At 66.2% G+C, this 16037-nt stretch carries 17 protein-coding genes; 13 read left to right on the top strand and 4 right to left on the bottom strand.

The window, feature by feature from the left end; all coding sequences use genetic code 11:
• Position 1 precedes the first annotated feature (1 nt).
• Complete coding sequence (locus QW845_RS29515) at positions 2-1279, bottom strand: amidohydrolase/deacetylase family metallohydrolase (protein ID WP_315805027.1); 1278 nt, start codon at positions 1277-1279, stop codon at positions 2-4.
• A gap of 174 nt (positions 1280-1453) precedes the next feature.
• Between QW845_RS29515 and QW845_RS29510 the strand changes: the two genes are divergently transcribed.
• The 10 genes from QW845_RS29510 to QW845_RS29465 all read left to right on the top strand — a co-directional run bounded on the left by QW845_RS29510 (position 1454) and on the right by QW845_RS29465 (position 8789).
• Positions 1454-1942, top strand: a complete 489-nt coding sequence (locus tag QW845_RS29510; RefSeq protein ID WP_315805026.1) for a MarR family winged helix-turn-helix transcriptional regulator — start codon at positions 1454-1456, stop codon at positions 1940-1942.
• Positions 1943-2377: 435 nt separating this feature from the next.
• A complete protein-coding gene (locus QW845_RS29505; protein ID WP_315805025.1) occupies positions 2378-3211 on the top strand; it encodes a nitroreductase family protein in 834 nt (277 codons plus the stop codon).
• A 25-nt stretch (positions 3212-3236) separates the two neighbouring features.
• Positions 3237-4091 (top strand): transporter substrate-binding domain-containing protein, encoded by an 855-nt coding sequence (locus tag QW845_RS29500; RefSeq protein WP_315805024.1) that lies wholly within the window; start codon positions 3237-3239, stop codon positions 4089-4091.
• A gap of 136 nt (positions 4092-4227) precedes the next feature.
• Positions 4228-4872: an amino acid ABC transporter permease gene (locus QW845_RS29495; RefSeq protein WP_315805023.1), complete on the top strand. Its 645-nt coding sequence runs from the start codon at positions 4228-4230 to the stop codon at positions 4870-4872.
• On the top strand, positions 4869-5525 hold the full coding sequence (locus tag QW845_RS29490; RefSeq protein ID WP_315805022.1) for an amino acid ABC transporter permease: 657 nt from the start codon (positions 4869-4871) through the stop codon (positions 5523-5525). Before QW845_RS29495 ends, QW845_RS29490 begins: the two co-directional genes overlap by 4 nt.
• Positions 5526-5537: 12 nt before the next feature.
• The gene (locus QW845_RS29485) at positions 5538-6305 is read left to right on the top strand and encodes an amino acid ABC transporter ATP-binding protein (RefSeq protein WP_315805021.1); all 768 of its coding nucleotides are present in this window, start codon (positions 5538-5540) and stop codon (positions 6303-6305) included.
• Between the two features lie 29 nt (positions 6306-6334).
• A complete protein-coding gene (locus tag QW845_RS29480; protein ID WP_315805020.1) occupies positions 6335-6727 on the top strand; it encodes a RidA family protein in 393 nt (130 codons plus the stop codon).
• Positions 6728-6738: 11 nt separating this feature from the next.
• Complete coding sequence (locus tag QW845_RS29475; RefSeq protein WP_315805019.1) at positions 6739-7341, top strand: urea carboxylase-associated family protein; 603 nt, start codon at positions 6739-6741, stop codon at positions 7339-7341.
• Positions 7338-8147: an urea amidolyase associated protein UAAP1 gene (locus QW845_RS29470; RefSeq protein WP_315805018.1), complete on the top strand. Its 810-nt coding sequence runs from the start codon at positions 7338-7340 to the stop codon at positions 8145-8147. Before QW845_RS29475 ends, QW845_RS29470 begins: the two co-directional genes overlap by 4 nt.
• 9 nt (positions 8148-8156) lie before the next feature.
• Positions 8157-8789, top strand: coding sequence for an urea amidolyase associated protein UAAP2 (locus tag QW845_RS29465; RefSeq protein ID WP_315805017.1), 633 nt, complete (start codon positions 8157-8159; stop codon positions 8787-8789).
• A 58-nt stretch (positions 8790-8847) separates the two neighbouring features.
• Here the strand turns inward: QW845_RS29465 and QW845_RS29460 are convergent, their stop codons facing one another.
• Together QW845_RS29460 and QW845_RS29455 are read right to left on the bottom strand one after the other, a co-directional pair.
• Positions 8848-10236 (bottom strand): FAD-binding oxidoreductase, encoded by a 1389-nt coding sequence (locus QW845_RS29460; RefSeq protein ID WP_315805016.1) that lies wholly within the window; start codon positions 10234-10236, stop codon positions 8848-8850.
• Complete coding sequence (locus QW845_RS29455; RefSeq protein ID WP_315805015.1) at positions 10233-10646, bottom strand: nuclear transport factor 2 family protein; 414 nt, start codon at positions 10644-10646, stop codon at positions 10233-10235. Before QW845_RS29455 ends, QW845_RS29460 begins: the two co-directional genes overlap by 4 nt.
• Positions 10647-10827: 181 nt before the next feature.
• Here QW845_RS29455 and QW845_RS29450 point away from each other — a divergent pair, with 181 nt between their 5' ends.
• Entirely contained in the window at positions 10828-11646 is an 819-nt protein-coding gene (locus QW845_RS29450) for a sulfite exporter TauE/SafE family protein (RefSeq protein ID WP_315805014.1), read from the top strand.
• A 4-nt stretch (positions 11647-11650) separates the two neighbouring features.
• On the opposite strand, the gene QW845_RS29445 is transcribed toward QW845_RS29450, so the two are convergent.
• A complete protein-coding gene (locus QW845_RS29445) occupies positions 11651-13192 on the bottom strand; it encodes a PLP-dependent aminotransferase family protein (RefSeq protein ID WP_315805013.1) in 1542 nt (513 codons plus the stop codon).
• Between the two features lie 183 nt (positions 13193-13375).
• Here QW845_RS29445 and QW845_RS29440 point away from each other — a divergent pair, with 183 nt between their 5' ends.
• Together QW845_RS29440 and QW845_RS29435 are read left to right on the top strand one after the other, a co-directional pair.
• A complete protein-coding gene (locus QW845_RS29440; protein ID WP_315805012.1) occupies positions 13376-15022 on the top strand; it encodes an amidohydrolase in 1647 nt (548 codons plus the stop codon).
• Complete coding sequence (locus QW845_RS29435) at positions 15019-15963, top strand: GTP-binding protein (protein ID WP_315805011.1); 945 nt, start codon at positions 15019-15021, stop codon at positions 15961-15963. Before QW845_RS29440 ends, QW845_RS29435 begins: the two co-directional genes overlap by 4 nt.
• Positions 15964-16037: the final 74 nt, after the last annotated feature.

Below are 16037 nucleotides of genomic sequence, written 5' to 3'. Positions count from 1 at the left end.
GTCAGGCCGCGACCGCTGCAGGCAGGATCGGGGCCGTCGCATCGTGGCGGACGCCGGCACGCAGGCAGAACACCGGCTGCAGCAGCTTCTCGGCGATCACCTCGGTCTTCTCGTTGTCGCGCAGCACGAAACGGCCCTGCTGCTCGCGGAGCACGCTGACATCGGCCGCCATCCCGGGGCGCAGCGCGCCGATCTGATCGGACAGGCCGAGCATGGCGGCGGGGTTCGACGTCACCATCGGCACGACCTGCTCCAATGTCAGGCCGAGCGCGACCATCGAGCTCATCGCCTGCACGAGGCTGAACTTGGCCTGGCCCGCGAATGGATGGTTCTCGTCGTCGGCATGCTCGTCCGGCGTCCCCGCGGGGGCCGGCACGTGCGTGTTGTAGCCGTGGATGTCGGCGCCGAGCGTGTGCGGCACGATGCCGGCGTCGATCGCCTTGCGCGCCAGGCGGTAGGAGAAATGGCTGCCATGGCCGACGTCGACCTTGAGCCCGCGGTCGAGAGCGGCCTGGATCACCGGATGAACTTCACCCTTAGTGTTGACGAAGCCACCGGGATGCCGCGTGAACGGGTGCGCCAGCACGTCGCCCGGCCGCAGCAGCGGGATCACACGCTCCAGGATGGTGTCGACATCCTCGCCATTGGTGCCGCTTGCGGGCAGTCCCCACAGTTGGCCGAAATGGACGTAAACGGGAAGCTCGGCGCGGCGGCCGATCTCGGCCGCCATCTCGATGACACGGATGCCCCAGCGCGCGAAGCCGCCGATCTCGGCATGCGCCTTGATGCCGCGAACGAGGTCACGGTTGGCAACCGCCGATTTCACCGTCGCATCGATGTCGACGCAATCCGGCCGGTAGAGATCGGGATAGTAGTGGCCCTCGAGGCCGCCGACCAGATAGGCCGACAGGAAGGCATAGACGCGCGATTGCGCCTGATCTGCGACGAAGTGACGGAAGCCGGGCAGGGTCATGCAGGACGGGCCGCCCTGGTCGATCAGGCTGGTGACGCCCGACTGCACGCCGACCATGTCCGCGTTCATGCCGAAGCGGCCGGTGACGTATTGATAGACATGGGCGTGGGTGTCGATCAGTCCCGGAAGCACGAGCTGGCCGCTGACATCGATGACGTCCTTGGCGCTGGTCGGCAGAATGTCGGATTGGACGGCCGCGATGCGGCCGTTGCGGATGGCGACGTCTCTCAAGCCATCGATGCCGGAAGCGGGGTCAATGACGCGGCCGCCGCGCAGCAGCAGGTCGAACGAGGCGCTCACGGACATGCAAGGTCTCCTTTCCGGGCGGGATGTCTGTCCCGGTCAAAACCTTCCTCGACGCGCCGGCGCGGACGATCCGCCGGCCAATTACGAAGCATGCTTCGCATTACATCAAGATCCGTGCCATAGACAGCTTGAAATTGATGCAGTGTGATGAGTGCTTATGCGGGGAGTCGTTCGATGGCCGGAAGGAACAAGCCGAAAGCCGATGGATCATCTTGGCCGCTCGAGGGACGTCCAGGCTATCTGATTAGGCGGCTGCACCAGATCCACGTCGCGCTATTCCAGGAAAAATGCGCCGCCTATGAGGTCACGCCGTTACAGTACAGCCTGTTGACGGCGCTGGCGAAACGCGGGACGGCGGACCAGACGGCGCTGGCACATGACATCGCTCTCGACCGGACCACCACGACCGGCGCGCTGAAGCGGCTGCAGGCGCGCGGCTTGATCGACCGCAGTGTCGGACCGCACGACCGGCGGTCGCGCACCTGCCGCCTGACCAGTTCCGGCCTCGCATTGCTGCGCAAGATCAAGCGGCCGGCGCGGGCGGCGCATCTCGCGACGGTTGCGGATCTGACCAGGGTCGATCAGAAGCGGTTCATTGCCATGATGCAGACGATCGTCAAGGCACAGGAGCAAAGGCTCAATGCGACGAGGTCGCCCGACTGACGGCAACCGATGGCGATGAGCTCCGATTAGATAATGGGCATGGTGCTGCCCGAAAAGCAGCGCCTCGCCGGAGCGCGGTACCCCGTAAGGGTGCCAGCCGCCGCAACTACGAAGCATGCTCCGCATTTCCGCACCGCGGCGTTTTGTCCGCAAACGAGCTATTTGGTAGCTCTATTTCCCCGGATGTCGTCGCGGGACCCGGTGCGCCAACGCCGATGCGCAAGGCGCTCCGACGTCTGGCATGTCCCTTGCTGACGCTTCGAATGATAGCTGCGCGGAAGTCGCAGCGACATGAATCCGGGCGGCGACACCGATGTCGCGGCGTGTGGAGTGAGCGATGCTATGTCTGCCGCGGCGCGATCCGCCGATCATTGCTCCGGTCAATGGCGTCCGTGCGCCGCGGTGTGTTGCGCGCGACGCGGGAGAGGCGTCGTGATGTCCGAACATGCTGATGCGATCGCAACACGCTTCGGAGATGGTGGGCCCGATGGCGGCGACGTCCAGTCGAGCGCATTTTTGCACGGCGTGCTGTCCCGCAAGACGGTGCGCCGCTATAGCGACCGGATGCCGGAAGAGGGGCTGCTCGATCTGCTCGTCGCCTGCGCGCTGAGCGCCTCGGCCAAGTCGGATTTCCAGCAGGCCGCGATCATGCGCGTGCGTGACGCGGAGAAGCGGGTGGCGATCGGCAGACTGTTTCCGAGCATGCCCTGGATCGGAGTGTCGCCGGCGTTCTTCGTGTTTCTGGGCGATGCGCGGCGGCTGCAGCGGATCGGCGAACTGCGTGCCAAGCCCGTCAAGAACGGGACCCTGGAGGGCTTTTTCAACGCCTCGGTCGACGCCGCGCTGGCGCTGCAGACGATGATCCTGTGCGCTGAGTCGGCCGGTCTCGGGACCTGTCCGATCAGCGTCATCCGCAACGAGATCGACACGGTCGCCAAGGTGCTGGAACTGCCCGACATGGTGTTCCCCGTCGCCGGGCTGTGCCTCGGCTATCCCGCTGGGGAGGGCCATGTCAGCCTGCGGCTGCCGCGCAGCATCACCACGCATGTCGACCGCTACGGCGACAATGCGCTGCCCGCAGCGCTCGACGACTACGACCGGCGGCGTCATGCGCGGCACGCGATTCCGAAGGAGCAGCAGCGCGGCAATGCCGAGTTCGGCGAGGCCGACTTCTACGGCTGGTCGGAGGACAAGGCGCGTCAGGCCGCCAAGGCGGAGGGCGCGGCCTTCCCACCCTATCTGCGCGCGCACGGCTTCAGCTTCGACTGATCAGTTTCATATGAGGAGATGTGAGATGACCAAGCCTTCGTTTCTCCGCCTGTCGGCGCCGTCGCGGCGCGTCGCGCTGGCCCTGCTGGCGGCCGCGCTGACGCTGCCGGCCGCGTTCACCGCCAAGGCCGGCAGCATGGACGAGATCAAGAAGCGGGGCCTCATCGTTGCCACCGAGGACGACTTCCGGCCCTTCGAGTTCGTCAAGGACGGCAAGCCGACCGGCTTCGACAACGAATTGATCGAGGATCTGCGCAAATATGCGCCGTTCGAGATCAAGCAGCAGATCCTGCCCTGGACCGGCATCCTGGCCGGCGTCTCCACCGGCAAATACGACGTCGCCATCACCGCGGCGATCATCACCAAGGAGCGCAAGAAGTCGCTCGACTTCACCAGTCCGATTGCCGACGCGACGCATTATTACGTCAAGCGCAAGGACGACAAGAGCATCAACGCGATCAAGGATCTCAGCGGCAAGACGGTCGGCGTTCAGGCCGGCAGCGCGCTGCTGGGGCGGCTGCCCGAGCTCCAGGCGATGCTGGAGAAGGAGGGCGGCAAGCTCGGCAAGGTGGTCGAATACACCTCCTATCCGGAAGCCTATCAGGATCTCGCGCTCGGCCGCGTCGACTACGTCGTCAACACGATCATCAACATCAAGGCGCTGGTCGCCGAGAAGCCCAACGTGTTCGCGGTCGGCCAGCCCGTCTCCGGCAAGTCGTATCCGGCCTGGGCGGTCGCGAAAGGCAATACTGAGCTGGTGGAATTCCTGAACGGCTTCATCGCCAAGGAGAAGGAAAACGGGCGCTTCGCCGAGTTGCAGAAGAAGTGGTTCGGCGAAGCCTTCCCTGATCTGCCGGTCACGTTCGAGCCGGAATTCTGACGGCGCGGCGAGGGCAATTCATGTGCGGGTGGCGATCGCTGCGCGCCCGTCCGCTTGACGGTCGCGTGGTCCTCCAGCGGGCGCGGTCGGCCGGTGCAGGGCGCCGGACGCCGCGCGGCGCTGCGGATGGATGGTCATGAGCGCGGCCGACGTCCTGGCCATCCTGCAGGGCGCCGTGGTCACGGTGACGCTGTCCTTCGTCGGCATCCTGATCGGGCTTCCCATCGGATTGGGTCTCGCGCTGTTGCGCTGGGCCGACGTGCCGGTGATCGCACGGATCGTGGCCGTCTACGTCTCGGTCCTGCGCGCGACGCCGCTCGTCACCCTGCTGCTGCTGTTGTTCTTCGCGCTGCCCAATATCGGGATCGCAATCGGGCCGGTGTCGGCGGCGATCCTGGCGCTGGTGATGAATACCTCGGCGTTCAACTGCGAGGTCTGGCGCGCCGCCCTGATGAATTTTCCCAAGGAGCAGTACGAGGCGGCGCAGTCCGTGGGCATGCATGCGAGCCTGCGCTTCCGCCGCATCGTGCTGCCGCAGATCGTGCGGGTCAGTCTCCCTGGCCTGGTCAACGAGATGTCGCTGCTGATCAAGGTGACGCCGGTGCTTGCGGTCGTCGGCGTCGTCGACATCACCCGCGCGGCGGTGCGCATCGGCGCCGAGACCTATGAGCCGCTGCCGCCGTTCCTGGTGGCGATCGCGATGTATGCGCCGATCGTGTTCGCGCTCGTCTCCCTGCAGCGCTTCATCGAGAAGCGCCAGCGCGCAAGCGAGGCGGCATGATCCGGGATTTCGCCATCGTCTGGAGCGAGCGGGATCTGCTGCTGAGCGGGCTCGGCAATACCACGATCCTGTCGGTGCTGTCGGCCATCGCAGGCCTCGTGATCGCGTTCGTGCTGACGCCGGCGCTGATGTCGAAGCGGCGCTGGCTGGCGCTCACGGTGCGGGTGTTCGTCGACGGCATGCGCTGCGTGCCGTTCCTGCTGTTCGCCTACATCGTCTACTATGGCTTGCCTTCGTTCGGCATCCGGCTCGACAACTGGAGCTCGGGACTGGTGGCGCTGACCGTCTATCACGCCGCCTATCTGGCCGAGATCCTGCGCGGCGCCTGGGCAGCGCAGCCGCCCGAGCCGCTCGAGGCCGGTGTCGCCTTCGGCTTCTCCGGGGCGCGATTGTTCCGCCGCATCATCCTGCCGCCGCTGCTGCTCGCGGCAGGGCCCGTCATCGGCAACCAGATGATCCAGATCGTCAAGGACAGCGCCTTTCTCACCATCATTGCGCTGCCCGAGCTGACGCATGCTGCAAGTTCGATCCAGTCGCGCCACTACGTGCCGTTTGCCGCCTTCATCACCGCCGTGGTCCTCTATTGGGGCCTCTGCCTGGTGATCGAAGCCGCCGTCAGCGGCATCGACCGGCTGGCGGCGGCGCGGCGCTGAAAGGAACCTGGAATGACCGACGACATGGCCGTGCTCGACGTCGCCGGCATCTCCAAGCGCTTTGGCGAATTGGAGGTGCTCTCCGACATCAGCTTCACGGTGACGCGTGGCGAGACGGTCTGCGTGCTCGGCCCGTCCGGTTCCGGCAAGTCGACCCTGCTTCGTTGCATCAACTGGCTGGAGCGGCCCGACGCCGGACAGATCTATCTCAATGGCGGCCGCATCGGCATCAACAATGGCGGTGTCGTGATGTCCGATCGCGAGCTGTCGCGAGTTCGCACGCGGATCGGCATGGTGTTTCAGCATTTCGCGCTGTGGCCGCATTTGACCGTCCTTCAGAATCTCATGGAGGCGCCGGTGCAGGTGCAGAAGCGCCCCGTGGCCGAGGTGCGCGAGGAGGCGATGGCGCTGCTCGCCAAGGTCGGGCTCTCCGACAAATGCGATGTGTTCCCGGCGCGGCTGTCCGGCGGCCAGAAGCAGCGCGTCGGAATTGCGCGGGCGCTGGCGATGAAGCCGGATGTTCTCTTGTTCGACGAGCCGACCAGTGCGCTCGATCCGGAGCTGGTCGGCGAGGTGCTGGTGGTGATGCGCGAGCTCGCGCGCGAAGGGCGCACGATGGTGATCGTGACCCACGAGATGGGTTTTGCCCGCGACGCCGCCACCCGCATCCTGTTTCTCGATCGCGGCCGCGTCGTCGAGACCGGGCCGCCGGAGCGCTTCTTCGTCAACCCGGATACCGAGCGCGCGCGCCAGTTCATCCAGCGCTATGCCGCCGGATGAACCAGAAACGACACGAGGAGAGACACGCCATGGATCCGATCTATCATCTGCTCCCGGATGCGCCGAAGCCGGTCACGCCCTACAGCCATGCCGTGCAGGCTGGGCCGTTCCTGTTCGTCACTGGCCAGCTCGCGACCGATCCCGACGACGACGCGCTGCCGCTGCCCGATGGCATCGAGGCGCAGACCCGCAAGGTGATGGACAATCTCGCGCGCGTGCTGAAGGGCTGCGGCATGAGCTTCGCGAACGTCGTGTTTGCCCGCATCTACCTGACCGACTTCAAGCGCGACTACGCGCCGATGAACGCAATCTTTTCGAGCCATTTCGACGATGAGCACCGGCCGGGCCGGACCACGATCGGTGTCTGCGACCTGGCGCGCGGCGGCATCGTCGAGATCGACATGGTCGCCTACAAGCCCTGAGGGAGAGGTCAATGGATCCGATCGAGATTCCGGCACGGCGCGGCAAGGCGGCCTTCGTCAGGGCAGGCCAGGTGGTCACCGTGATCAACACCCATGGCGAGCAGGTGGTCGACACCTGGGCCTTCAACCGCGCCGACCTGTCTGAGTTCATGTCGAACGAGCACACGCGGGCACATTCGCTGCATCTGGTGCCGCGGCCGGGCGACGTGCTCCGGACCAATATGCGCCGGCCGATCCTGACCTTGGTCGAGGACACCTCGGGCGGCATCCACGACACGCTGATCGCGGCCTGCGACCGCCATCGCTACGCGTTCCTCGGACACGAGGGCCACCACGACAATTGCACCGACAATCTGTTTGCCGGCATGGCGGAGCTTGGCTTGACGCCGCCGGAGGTGCCGAGCCCGCTCAACCTGTTCATGAACATTCCGTGGGATGCCGAGGGCACGCTCGGCTTTGCCGCGCCGCCGCGCCCCGTTCCCGGCGGCCATGTGCGCTTGCGCGCGGAGATGGACCTGGTGATCGCGTTCTCGGCCTGTCCGCAGGACATCCTGCCGATCAACGGCAAGGCGGGGCAGCCGGTCGAGGCGCATTTCACGGTGACATCAGCATGAGCGCAGAGAGCGAGGCGGAGCGTGCCGCCGCCAACCGCCGCCGCTATGAGGAGTTGCGTGCGGCCGGGCAGGAGCTGAAGCAGCTGCCGCCGCCGACGGCGCTGGATGCCGCGCCGATCGCGGAGGGCGCGATCGTCCGGAGCGAGCGGGTGCCGTCCGGCTGGCACACGACGGTGCGGCTGTCGCGCGGCGAGGCGTTGCGCATCATCGATGATCACGGGCGCTCGAGCGCATCGTTGCTGGCATGGCGCGCCGAGGATCCGAGCGAACGGATCAACTGTGCCGACACGGTGAAGGTGCAATGGAGCGCAGCGCTGTCGAAGGGCCGGATGATCCTGTCGGACATGGGACGTGTGCTGCTGTCGGTGATCGAGGATACCTCAGGTGCGCACGATCTTCTGGTCGGCGGCTCGACCGCGGACTCGACGCTCGCGGCCTATGGCGAGGTGACGCGCAACACGCAGGCGAACTTCATCTCCGCCGCTGCCAGGATCGGACTGGGCGTGCGCGACATCCCGCCCTGCGTGACCTTCTTTGCGCCCGTGACGACGGACGTGACCGGGCGGTTCGTCTGGCACGCCGCGCGCAAGCGACCCGGTGATTTCGTCGATCTGCGCGCCGAGATGAACCTGATCGTCGCGGTCTCCAACTGCGCCCATCCGCTCGATCCGGCACGGCCGGTGGCGAGCGCGCCGATCACCCTGATCCAGCATCGGCTGCCGCCGCCCGCGGCCGATGACGTCTGCCGCACGGCGTCAGCGGAAGCGTCGCGCGCCTACGCCTTCACCGATCAGCTGTTCGCCTGAGGAGCGCTCATGTCGCCGACCGATCCGGACCGCATCGTCTATGTCTTCGACATTCCCGCCGAGCAGCCCTGGTCACGGGTGCTGAACAAGGGCCAGACGCTGCGTATCATCGACAGCGAGGGCGAGCAGGCGGTGGACGCGCTGATGTATGTCGCCGACGACACCGCGGAGCGCTACAGCGCACAGGACACGTTGCGCGTCCAGGGCTCGGCCTATCTCGAGCTCGGGACGCGGCTGATCTCCAACCGCGGCCGGGTGATGGCGCGGATCACTGCCGACACCTGCGGCCGCCATGACACCTCGGCGGGCTGCTGTTCGTGCGAGAGCAATGCCGTGCGCTTCGGCGAGGCGACCCGCTACCTGCACGCCTGTCGGGAGAACTTCATCCTGGAGCTGTCGCGCTACGGCCTGACCAAGCGCGACATCGTCTCCAACCTGAACTTCTTCATGAACGTGCCGATCGACCCAAACGGCAATTTCACCGTGCTGGACGGCCCCTCGGCGGCCGGCAACTACGTCGACGTCACTGCGGAGATGGACGTGTTGTTCGTGATCTCGAATTGTCCGCAGGTCAACAATCCCTGCAACGGTTTCGATCCGACACCAATCCGCGTGGAGATCAGGCAGGCCTCTGTGCCATGAAAGCTGTCAATTCTGCTCGCAAGCTCGCTTGATCGATGTTGCATCAAGCTTGAGAGGCTCAACTTGCTTCGTCGCGCAGGTGATACCAGCGATAGAGCAGGCGCTGGCCGATGCGTCGGAACGGCGCGAAGGGATGCGTCGGCAGCGGCGAGGTGAAGATCGGCAGGTCCTGTCCCTTGAAAGATTGGCCCGCCAGCATCTGCGCCATGCGGCGGCCAGCCTGCGCCGAATAGGATACGCCGTTGCCGCCATAGCCGAGCGCATAGACCAGCTTCGCCTTGGGATCGGGACGCACGATGCGCGGCATCATGTCGTGGCTGACATCGACCCAGCCCCACCAGGAGTAATCGATCTCGATGCCCGTGAGTGCGGGAAACTTGCGGTGCAGGCCGTCGATCAGGAGCTGGAGGTGCCGGTCATGCGTGGCATCGGCGCCGGTGATGGCGCTTCGGCTGCCGATCTGAACCCGGTCGTCCGGCAGCAGCCGGTAGTAGAAGCGCAAGGTGCGCGTGTCCGTGATCACCTGCCGCGTCTTGAAGCCGGTCGCAGCAAGCTCGGCCGCGGAGAGTGGCCGCGTCACCAATGAATTCGACAGGATCGGCATGCAGCGGCCCGACAATTCCGGCGTCAGCCCGAGCGACGTATAGGCCCCCGTGGCGATGCCGACGCCGTTCACGCTGACGGCGCCGCCGGGCGTATGCAGAACGAATCTGCCGTTGGACTGCTCGATGCGCGTCACGGGGCTTGCGGTATGAACCCGCACGCCGAGCGCGCGCGCCATCTGCAAATAGCCGAAGGCGAGCTTGGCCGGATGCACGCCGGTTCCGAGCGGCTCGTGCACCGCGCCGACGGCCTCGGCCTCGTTGACGAAGTCGCTTGCCAATTCCTCGCGCGAGATGACGCGCGAGGCGTAGCCGAACACGTCATTCAGCACCTTCGACTCCGCCGCGATCTTGTCGAGATTGCGCTGGCGGTGAGCGACGTAGAGGTGCCCACCGCGCTGCGGCTCGACATCGACAGGGCTCGATCGCACCAGCTCCTCGAAGGCCTCGAACCCTTCGGACACCTCGGCATGCATGCGCTTGGCGACGTCGAGCCCCCAGCGCTCGATCCATTGCGAGCGCGTCAGGCGGCCCGAGGCATTCTGTGCCTGGCCGCCATTGCGCGTGCTGCAGCCCCAGGCCACGCGGTTGGCCTCGAGCACGATCGCCTTGATGCCGTGCTCGCGCGCCAGGAAGATCGCGCAGGCAAGACCGGTATAGCCCGAGCCGATGATGGCGACATCGGCCGTCGTGTCGGTCGTGATCGGACCGTCGCTCTCCGGAGGGGTGCCAGCCGTTGCGATCCAGTAGGTCGGAGCGTAGTCGCGGTTGCGACCCGGGCCGTCGGCGACCAGCGGGTCGTAATGGGGATCATACGCAGCCGTGGGCAAAGCATGCATGTTCATCGCGCGGCACTCGCGCTCGTGGCCGGCTGCGGCGGGCGGTCCTTGCGGAAGGCGCTCTTCGTACAGATTTTGTCGCCGCGGAAGCCGAACAGGTCGCAGCCCTGCACCTCGATGCGCCGGCCGTCCGGTGCAGTTCCACGGAAGATCCATTCGGACAGGGCCCGATCGCCGAACACCGTATGGCGCGTGCACTCCCAGCTGACGTCGGGCATGCCGCCCCAGGTCGCTTCGAACGCGGCGCGTACATCGGCTGCGCCGCTGATGCGACGGCCGCAGCTGTCGGGCCCTGCGGCCGCGTCGAACACGATGTCGTCGGTCATGCAGGCCATCACGCCTGCGCCATCGTGCCGGTTGAAGGCGGCGAACAGATTATCGAGCAGTTCGCTGCGGACGGTTTCGAGATCGGCCATGTCATGTCCTTGCGCATCGCGCCGCGGCTGGAGCTTGGCTCGCATGTGCCACGCGATCGGCTGGAGGCCCTAGAACCAGAGCGCGCGACCTCTGCGGCCAGAACTGGCCCGATGGTAGGGCGCCGGCTGGCCCTTTCATCACCATGGCGGAGTTGCTGACTGGCCGGATGATGCCGCCTTTGTGCTCTCACGCCCCACGCTGACGATGGCCCTGCAGGAACTGGCCGTCGCGGTCCATGACATCGCCGCCACATCGCTGCCGAGCCCGGCCCTGGGACTCGCTGCGGCGCTGTCGATCTTTGCCGCGGCGCTCGTGCGCGGCTTCACGGGATTCGGTTTTGCGCTGACGGCCGTGCCGCTGCTCGGTCTGTTCATGCCGCCGACGCAATCGGTGCCGGTTGCGGTCTGTCTGCAGCTTCTGATCGGGCTCGGCGATCTGCCGCGCGCCTCGCGGGTCTGCGACTGGTCGTCTCTGCGCTGGCTGACTCTCGGAGGCCTGATCGGCTCACCGACCGGTGTGCTGGTCCTGAGTCTGGTATCCGCCTCAGTGGCACGCGTTGTCATCGCGCTGATCACCGTCGGCGCGGTCGTGCTGCTCAATGCGGGGTTTCGGCTGGCGGCGGCGCCAGCGCGCTGGATCACGGCGCTGGTCGGCCTCGCCGCCGGTCTGTTCAACGGCCTTGCAGGCATGCCCGGGCCACCTGTGATCGTCTATTACAACGCGGGCGCATTCGACCGGGTTGCCGCCCGCGCGTCGATGATGGTGTTCTTCCTGGTCTCCTCTATCGTTGCGACCGCCAGCCTCGCCTGGTTCGATCTCCTGGACCTGCACATTGCGGTCCTGACCGCGCTCGGCGTTCCCGTGATGCTGGTCGGCACCTGGCTCGGCGATCTCGGCTTTCATCGCGGCAGCGACACGCTGCATCGTCGGGTGTCGATCGCAAGTCTCGCGGTGGTCGCACTCGGTAGTGCGCTCAAGGGGCTGAGCGACCTGCTGTAGCCGCTCAGGTCGTTTGCGACGACATGTACCGCGTGAAGATCTGGCCCAGCTTGGCAATTCCCGGCGCGATCCGGTCCGTGCGGATCGAGGAGAAGCCGAGACGGAAGCAGTTGCGCGTCGCCTCCGGGTTGATCGAGAACACGTCGCCGGGCTCGATGACCACGCCTTCGGCGCGTGCGACCTCTGACAGCTTGATCGTATCCGTTCCCGCAGGGCAGGTGATCCAGTAGCTGGTGCTGCCCGGGCCGCGCGACCAGGTGCAGCCCGGCAGCGCCTGCGGCAACAGCGCGTCGAGCAGGGTGGCGCGTTCGAGCAGCACGCGGCCGACCTGCTGCAGATGGGAGCGGTAGTGCCCGAGACCGATGAACAAGGCCGCGACGCGCTGGTTGTTCAGCGGCGGATGGCGCAGCATCAGCCGGCGCAACGCGCGCAACTCGCGGATGACGGGCGCAGGCGCCACGACGTAGCCGAGCCGCAGGCCCGGGGCCAAGGCCTTCGACAGGCTGCCGACGTAGAGCACGCTCTGGTCGCGGTCCAGGCTCATCAGCGGCGGCAGGCTGCTGCCCTCCGGCATCAGATCGCTTTCATAATCATCCTCGATCAGGACGATGTCGCGCTCGCGAGCGACCTGGAGAATCTCCTCGCGCCGCGCCCGCGACATCGCGGTCGTGGTCGGGCATTGGTGGCTCGCCGTGACATAGGCCAGCGCGCAGCGCGCGAACGCCTCGTCAGGGACCAGGCCCTGATCGTCCAGCCGAAGCGGCACAACCTGCGACGTCATCATGCCGAAGATGTTGCGTGCGTCGGGATAGCCGGGATCTTCGATGCCGATCGGGGTGTCGGGCTGCAGGAACAGCTTCGCAATCAAATAGAGGGCGTGCTGTGCTCCGATCGTGAGCATGATCTCGTCGGCACGGGCGCGAATGCCGCGGCGCGGCAGCACCTGCCGCTGCAATTGTTCGATCAGCGCCGGATCGTCGCCGTCGATCATGTCGCGCGCCCAGTTGTTGATCTCGGGGACGCTGAGCGCCGCGCGCGCGCTCTCGCGCCAGTCGTTGGTCGGAAACAGGCTCGGGTCGAACTGCCCGAAGATGAAGGGATAGGGATAGGTCTGCCAGTCGAGCGGCTTGACGATGTTGCGAAGCGCCGACGGCTGCAGCGCGAACCGCTCGGTCCAGCGCCGGCTGTAGACCTCCGTCGCAGGCTGCCGGGCTTCGCCGATGTGCTTGGGCAGGCCGGCCACGAAGTAGCCGCTGCGCTCGCGCGACACCAGGAAGTTCTGGTCGACCAGCTGCTCATAGGCGATGACGATGGTGTTGCGCGATACCTTCAGGAGGGCTGCGAGATCGCGGCTCGACGGCATGCGGACGCCGAGCGGCAGACGGCCGTCCTCGATCGCGGTCACGATCATCTGCCGGATCTGAAGCTGCAGGAAGGTGCCGCCGCGGTCCAGGCCGTCGAACAGCGAGATCCAGAACAGCACGTCATGGATCGGAACAGCCGGTCCGGTCGCTGGGGATCGCAGCAGGGGCGCGAATTTTGCCATCGAGGTATTTGGTCCTGAAAGCCGTGAGGCGCTCAAACTAAAGCAAAAACCGCGCCATAGCGGAATGATTGCGGGCGTGGCTCGCATGGGCTGGCTCCATTTGTGCATGGCATCTGGCGCTGGCCTGGACCCATCCGACACCGCAGGTTTCGACAACGGCTTGGGAAGTTGAGGGAGTTCGCGGTGAGCTCAGATACCGTCGTCTACGCGGCCCGCAGGATCGTGACGATGAATCCGTCACGCCCGTTTGCGACGCACGTTGCGGTGCGGGAGGGGCGGATCGTTGCCGTTGGCAGTGAAGCGGAGATCGCGCAATTCGCTCCTGATGGTCGGATCGACACGCGCTTCCGCGACAAGGTGCTGTTACCTGGGTTCGTCGAGGGCCACAGCCACATCATGGAAGGCATGATGTGGTCGCTGCCCTATGTCGGGGCCTTCGAACGGCGCTCGCCGGAGGGCAGGGCGGTCGCCGGCGTTCCCAACATCGATGCGATCGTGGCACGCCTCCGCGAGGCCGAAGCCGGGATGGCTGATCCGAACGCAACGCTGTTCGCATGGGGTTTCGATCCGCTGCATATCGGTGGTGAGAAGCTGACGCGCGAAGCACTGGACCGGGTCTCGACGACGCGGCCGATCATGGTGATCCACGCCAGCTTCCATATCAGTGTGGTCAACACGCTGGTGCTGGAGCGCACGCAGCTTCTGCATGCCACCGACATCTCCGGTGTCGTCGCCGGAGCCGGCGGTCTGGCCAGCGGCGAACTGCAGGGTATCGCAGCCCGGCTGCGGGCGTTCCGCTTGGTGGGCAATCCGCTGTCGGAGCTGCTGACCATGTCCGACGTGCAGCGCTACGCGTCATCGGCCTGCGTGCAGGGCGTCACCACGATCACCGATCTGCACAACGATCTCACCGACAACACGTTGGACCTTTATCGCTCCGCGACGCAGCAGGCGGAGTTCGGTGTGCGCCTGGTACCGGCGCTGGCCTCGGCCACGCATCCTCCGGACAAGGCCATCGAAAAGATCGCGGCGCTGCGCGAGTCCGGCAACGACAAGCTGCATTACGGCATTGTCAAGCTGGTCGTCGACGGGTCGATCCAGGGCTTCACGGCCCGCCTACGGTGGCCTGGATATCACAACGGCGCGCCGAACGGCCTCTGGTACATCGCGCCGGAGGAGCTGCCGCGCCTGGTCGAGCTCTACCACAAGGCCGGCATCCAGCTTCACATCCACACCAATGGCGACGAGGCGACCGAGCTTGCGCTGGACGCCGTGGAAAAGGCGCAGACCGCTCACCCGCGGCTGGATCATCGCCACACGCTGCAGCACTGCCAGATGGCCGACGCCGCGCAGTTCCGCCGCATGAAGGCGCTCGGTCTTTGCGTCAACCTGTTTGCCAATCACGTCTTCTACTGGGGCGATTCCCACTACGAGCTGACGATGGGACCAGAGCGGGCGAACCGCCTCGATGCGACAGGCACGGCACAGCGGATCGGCGTTCCCTACTCGATCCACTCAGATGCGCCGGTCACACCGCTGTCGCCGCTGTTCACCGCGTGGTGCGCCGTGAACCGCGTCTCCTCGTCGGGCCGCAAGCTCGGTGCCGAGACCGAGGCGCTGAGCGTGGAGCAGGCGCTGAGTGCCATCACGATCGGCGCAGCCTACACGCTCAAGCTCGATCATCTCATCGGCAGTATCGAGACCGGCAAGTACGCGGACTTCGCGGTCCTGGAGCAGGATCCATTGACGGTCACGCCGGAGACATTGAAGGACGTTGCGGTCTGGGGCACTGTCGTCGGCGGCATCGTCAAGGAAGCGCCGCGCGCATGACGGCATCCGCGCCCATTCCGTTCACCGTGATCGGCGGCTTTCTCGGCGCCGGAAAGACGACGCTGCTCAACCGTCTGCTGTCGGCTAGCACCGAGCGCTGCGCCGTGCTGGTGAACGATTTCGGCGAGATCAATGTTGATGCCGCGCTGATCCGCAGCCACGACGGCACGACGATGTCGCTCACCAATGGCTGCGTCTGCTGCAGCATCGGGACGGGCTTTCTCGATACGCTGGCGCGGCTGCTCGACGATATCGGGCGCTTCGATCGCGTGGTGATCGAGGCCAGCGGCGTCGGCGATCCCTGGCGCATCGCGGAGATCGCGCTGGTCGAGCCGTCGCTGCAGCTCGACGGCGTCGTCGTGCTGGCCGATGCAACCCGCATCACGGTGCAGTGCGAGGACCGGCACATCGGCGAGACCATCCGCAATCAGTTCGCCAAATGCGACGTGGTGCTGCTGAGCAGATGCGATCTGGCCAGCGAGAGCCAGCGCAAGGCGGCGTGCGCCGCCATCGGCGCCATCCGGCCGAATGTGCCGATCGAACAATTGTCGACCCTGACGCCTGTGCATCAGGCGGTCTTCGGGCGGGGGCGGGCGGCGCGTTTCCGCGCCGATCTGGTCGCGGAGACGGTCGACCACGAGAACGACTTCCGTCGCTGGACCTATCAGCGGGCCGGACGTTTCAATCGCGACAGGCTGGCCGCCGCGGTGGGCGCCCTGCCGCGCGAATTGCTGCGGCTGAAGGGAATTTGCCGGGTCGACGGCGACGGCCGCGCGCAGGTGTTCCAACTGGTGTCGCGCAACTGGTCGCTGACGCCGGCCGAGGATGGTCCGGCGACCGCGTCGGAGACGATCACGCTCGCCGGCGTGGGGACCGCGGATCTGCCATCGGATCAGGAGCTCGACGCGATCCTCGACCATGCCCTGTCTACCGCAGCGTGACGCAATGACATCAGAGCCCATTGGACCACCACGCCAGTTTCTCATCATCCACCCGGTCGTGAATCAGGAAGCGG

The organism is Bradyrhizobium sp. SZCCHNS3002 (assembly GCF_032377435.1).
In the GTDB taxonomy this organism is placed as follows: Bacteria; Pseudomonadota; Alphaproteobacteria; order Rhizobiales; family Xanthobacteraceae; genus Bradyrhizobium.
The sequence above is the reverse complement of the archived record's forward strand: the minus strand, read 5'-3'. Positions and strand labels throughout refer to the sequence as shown.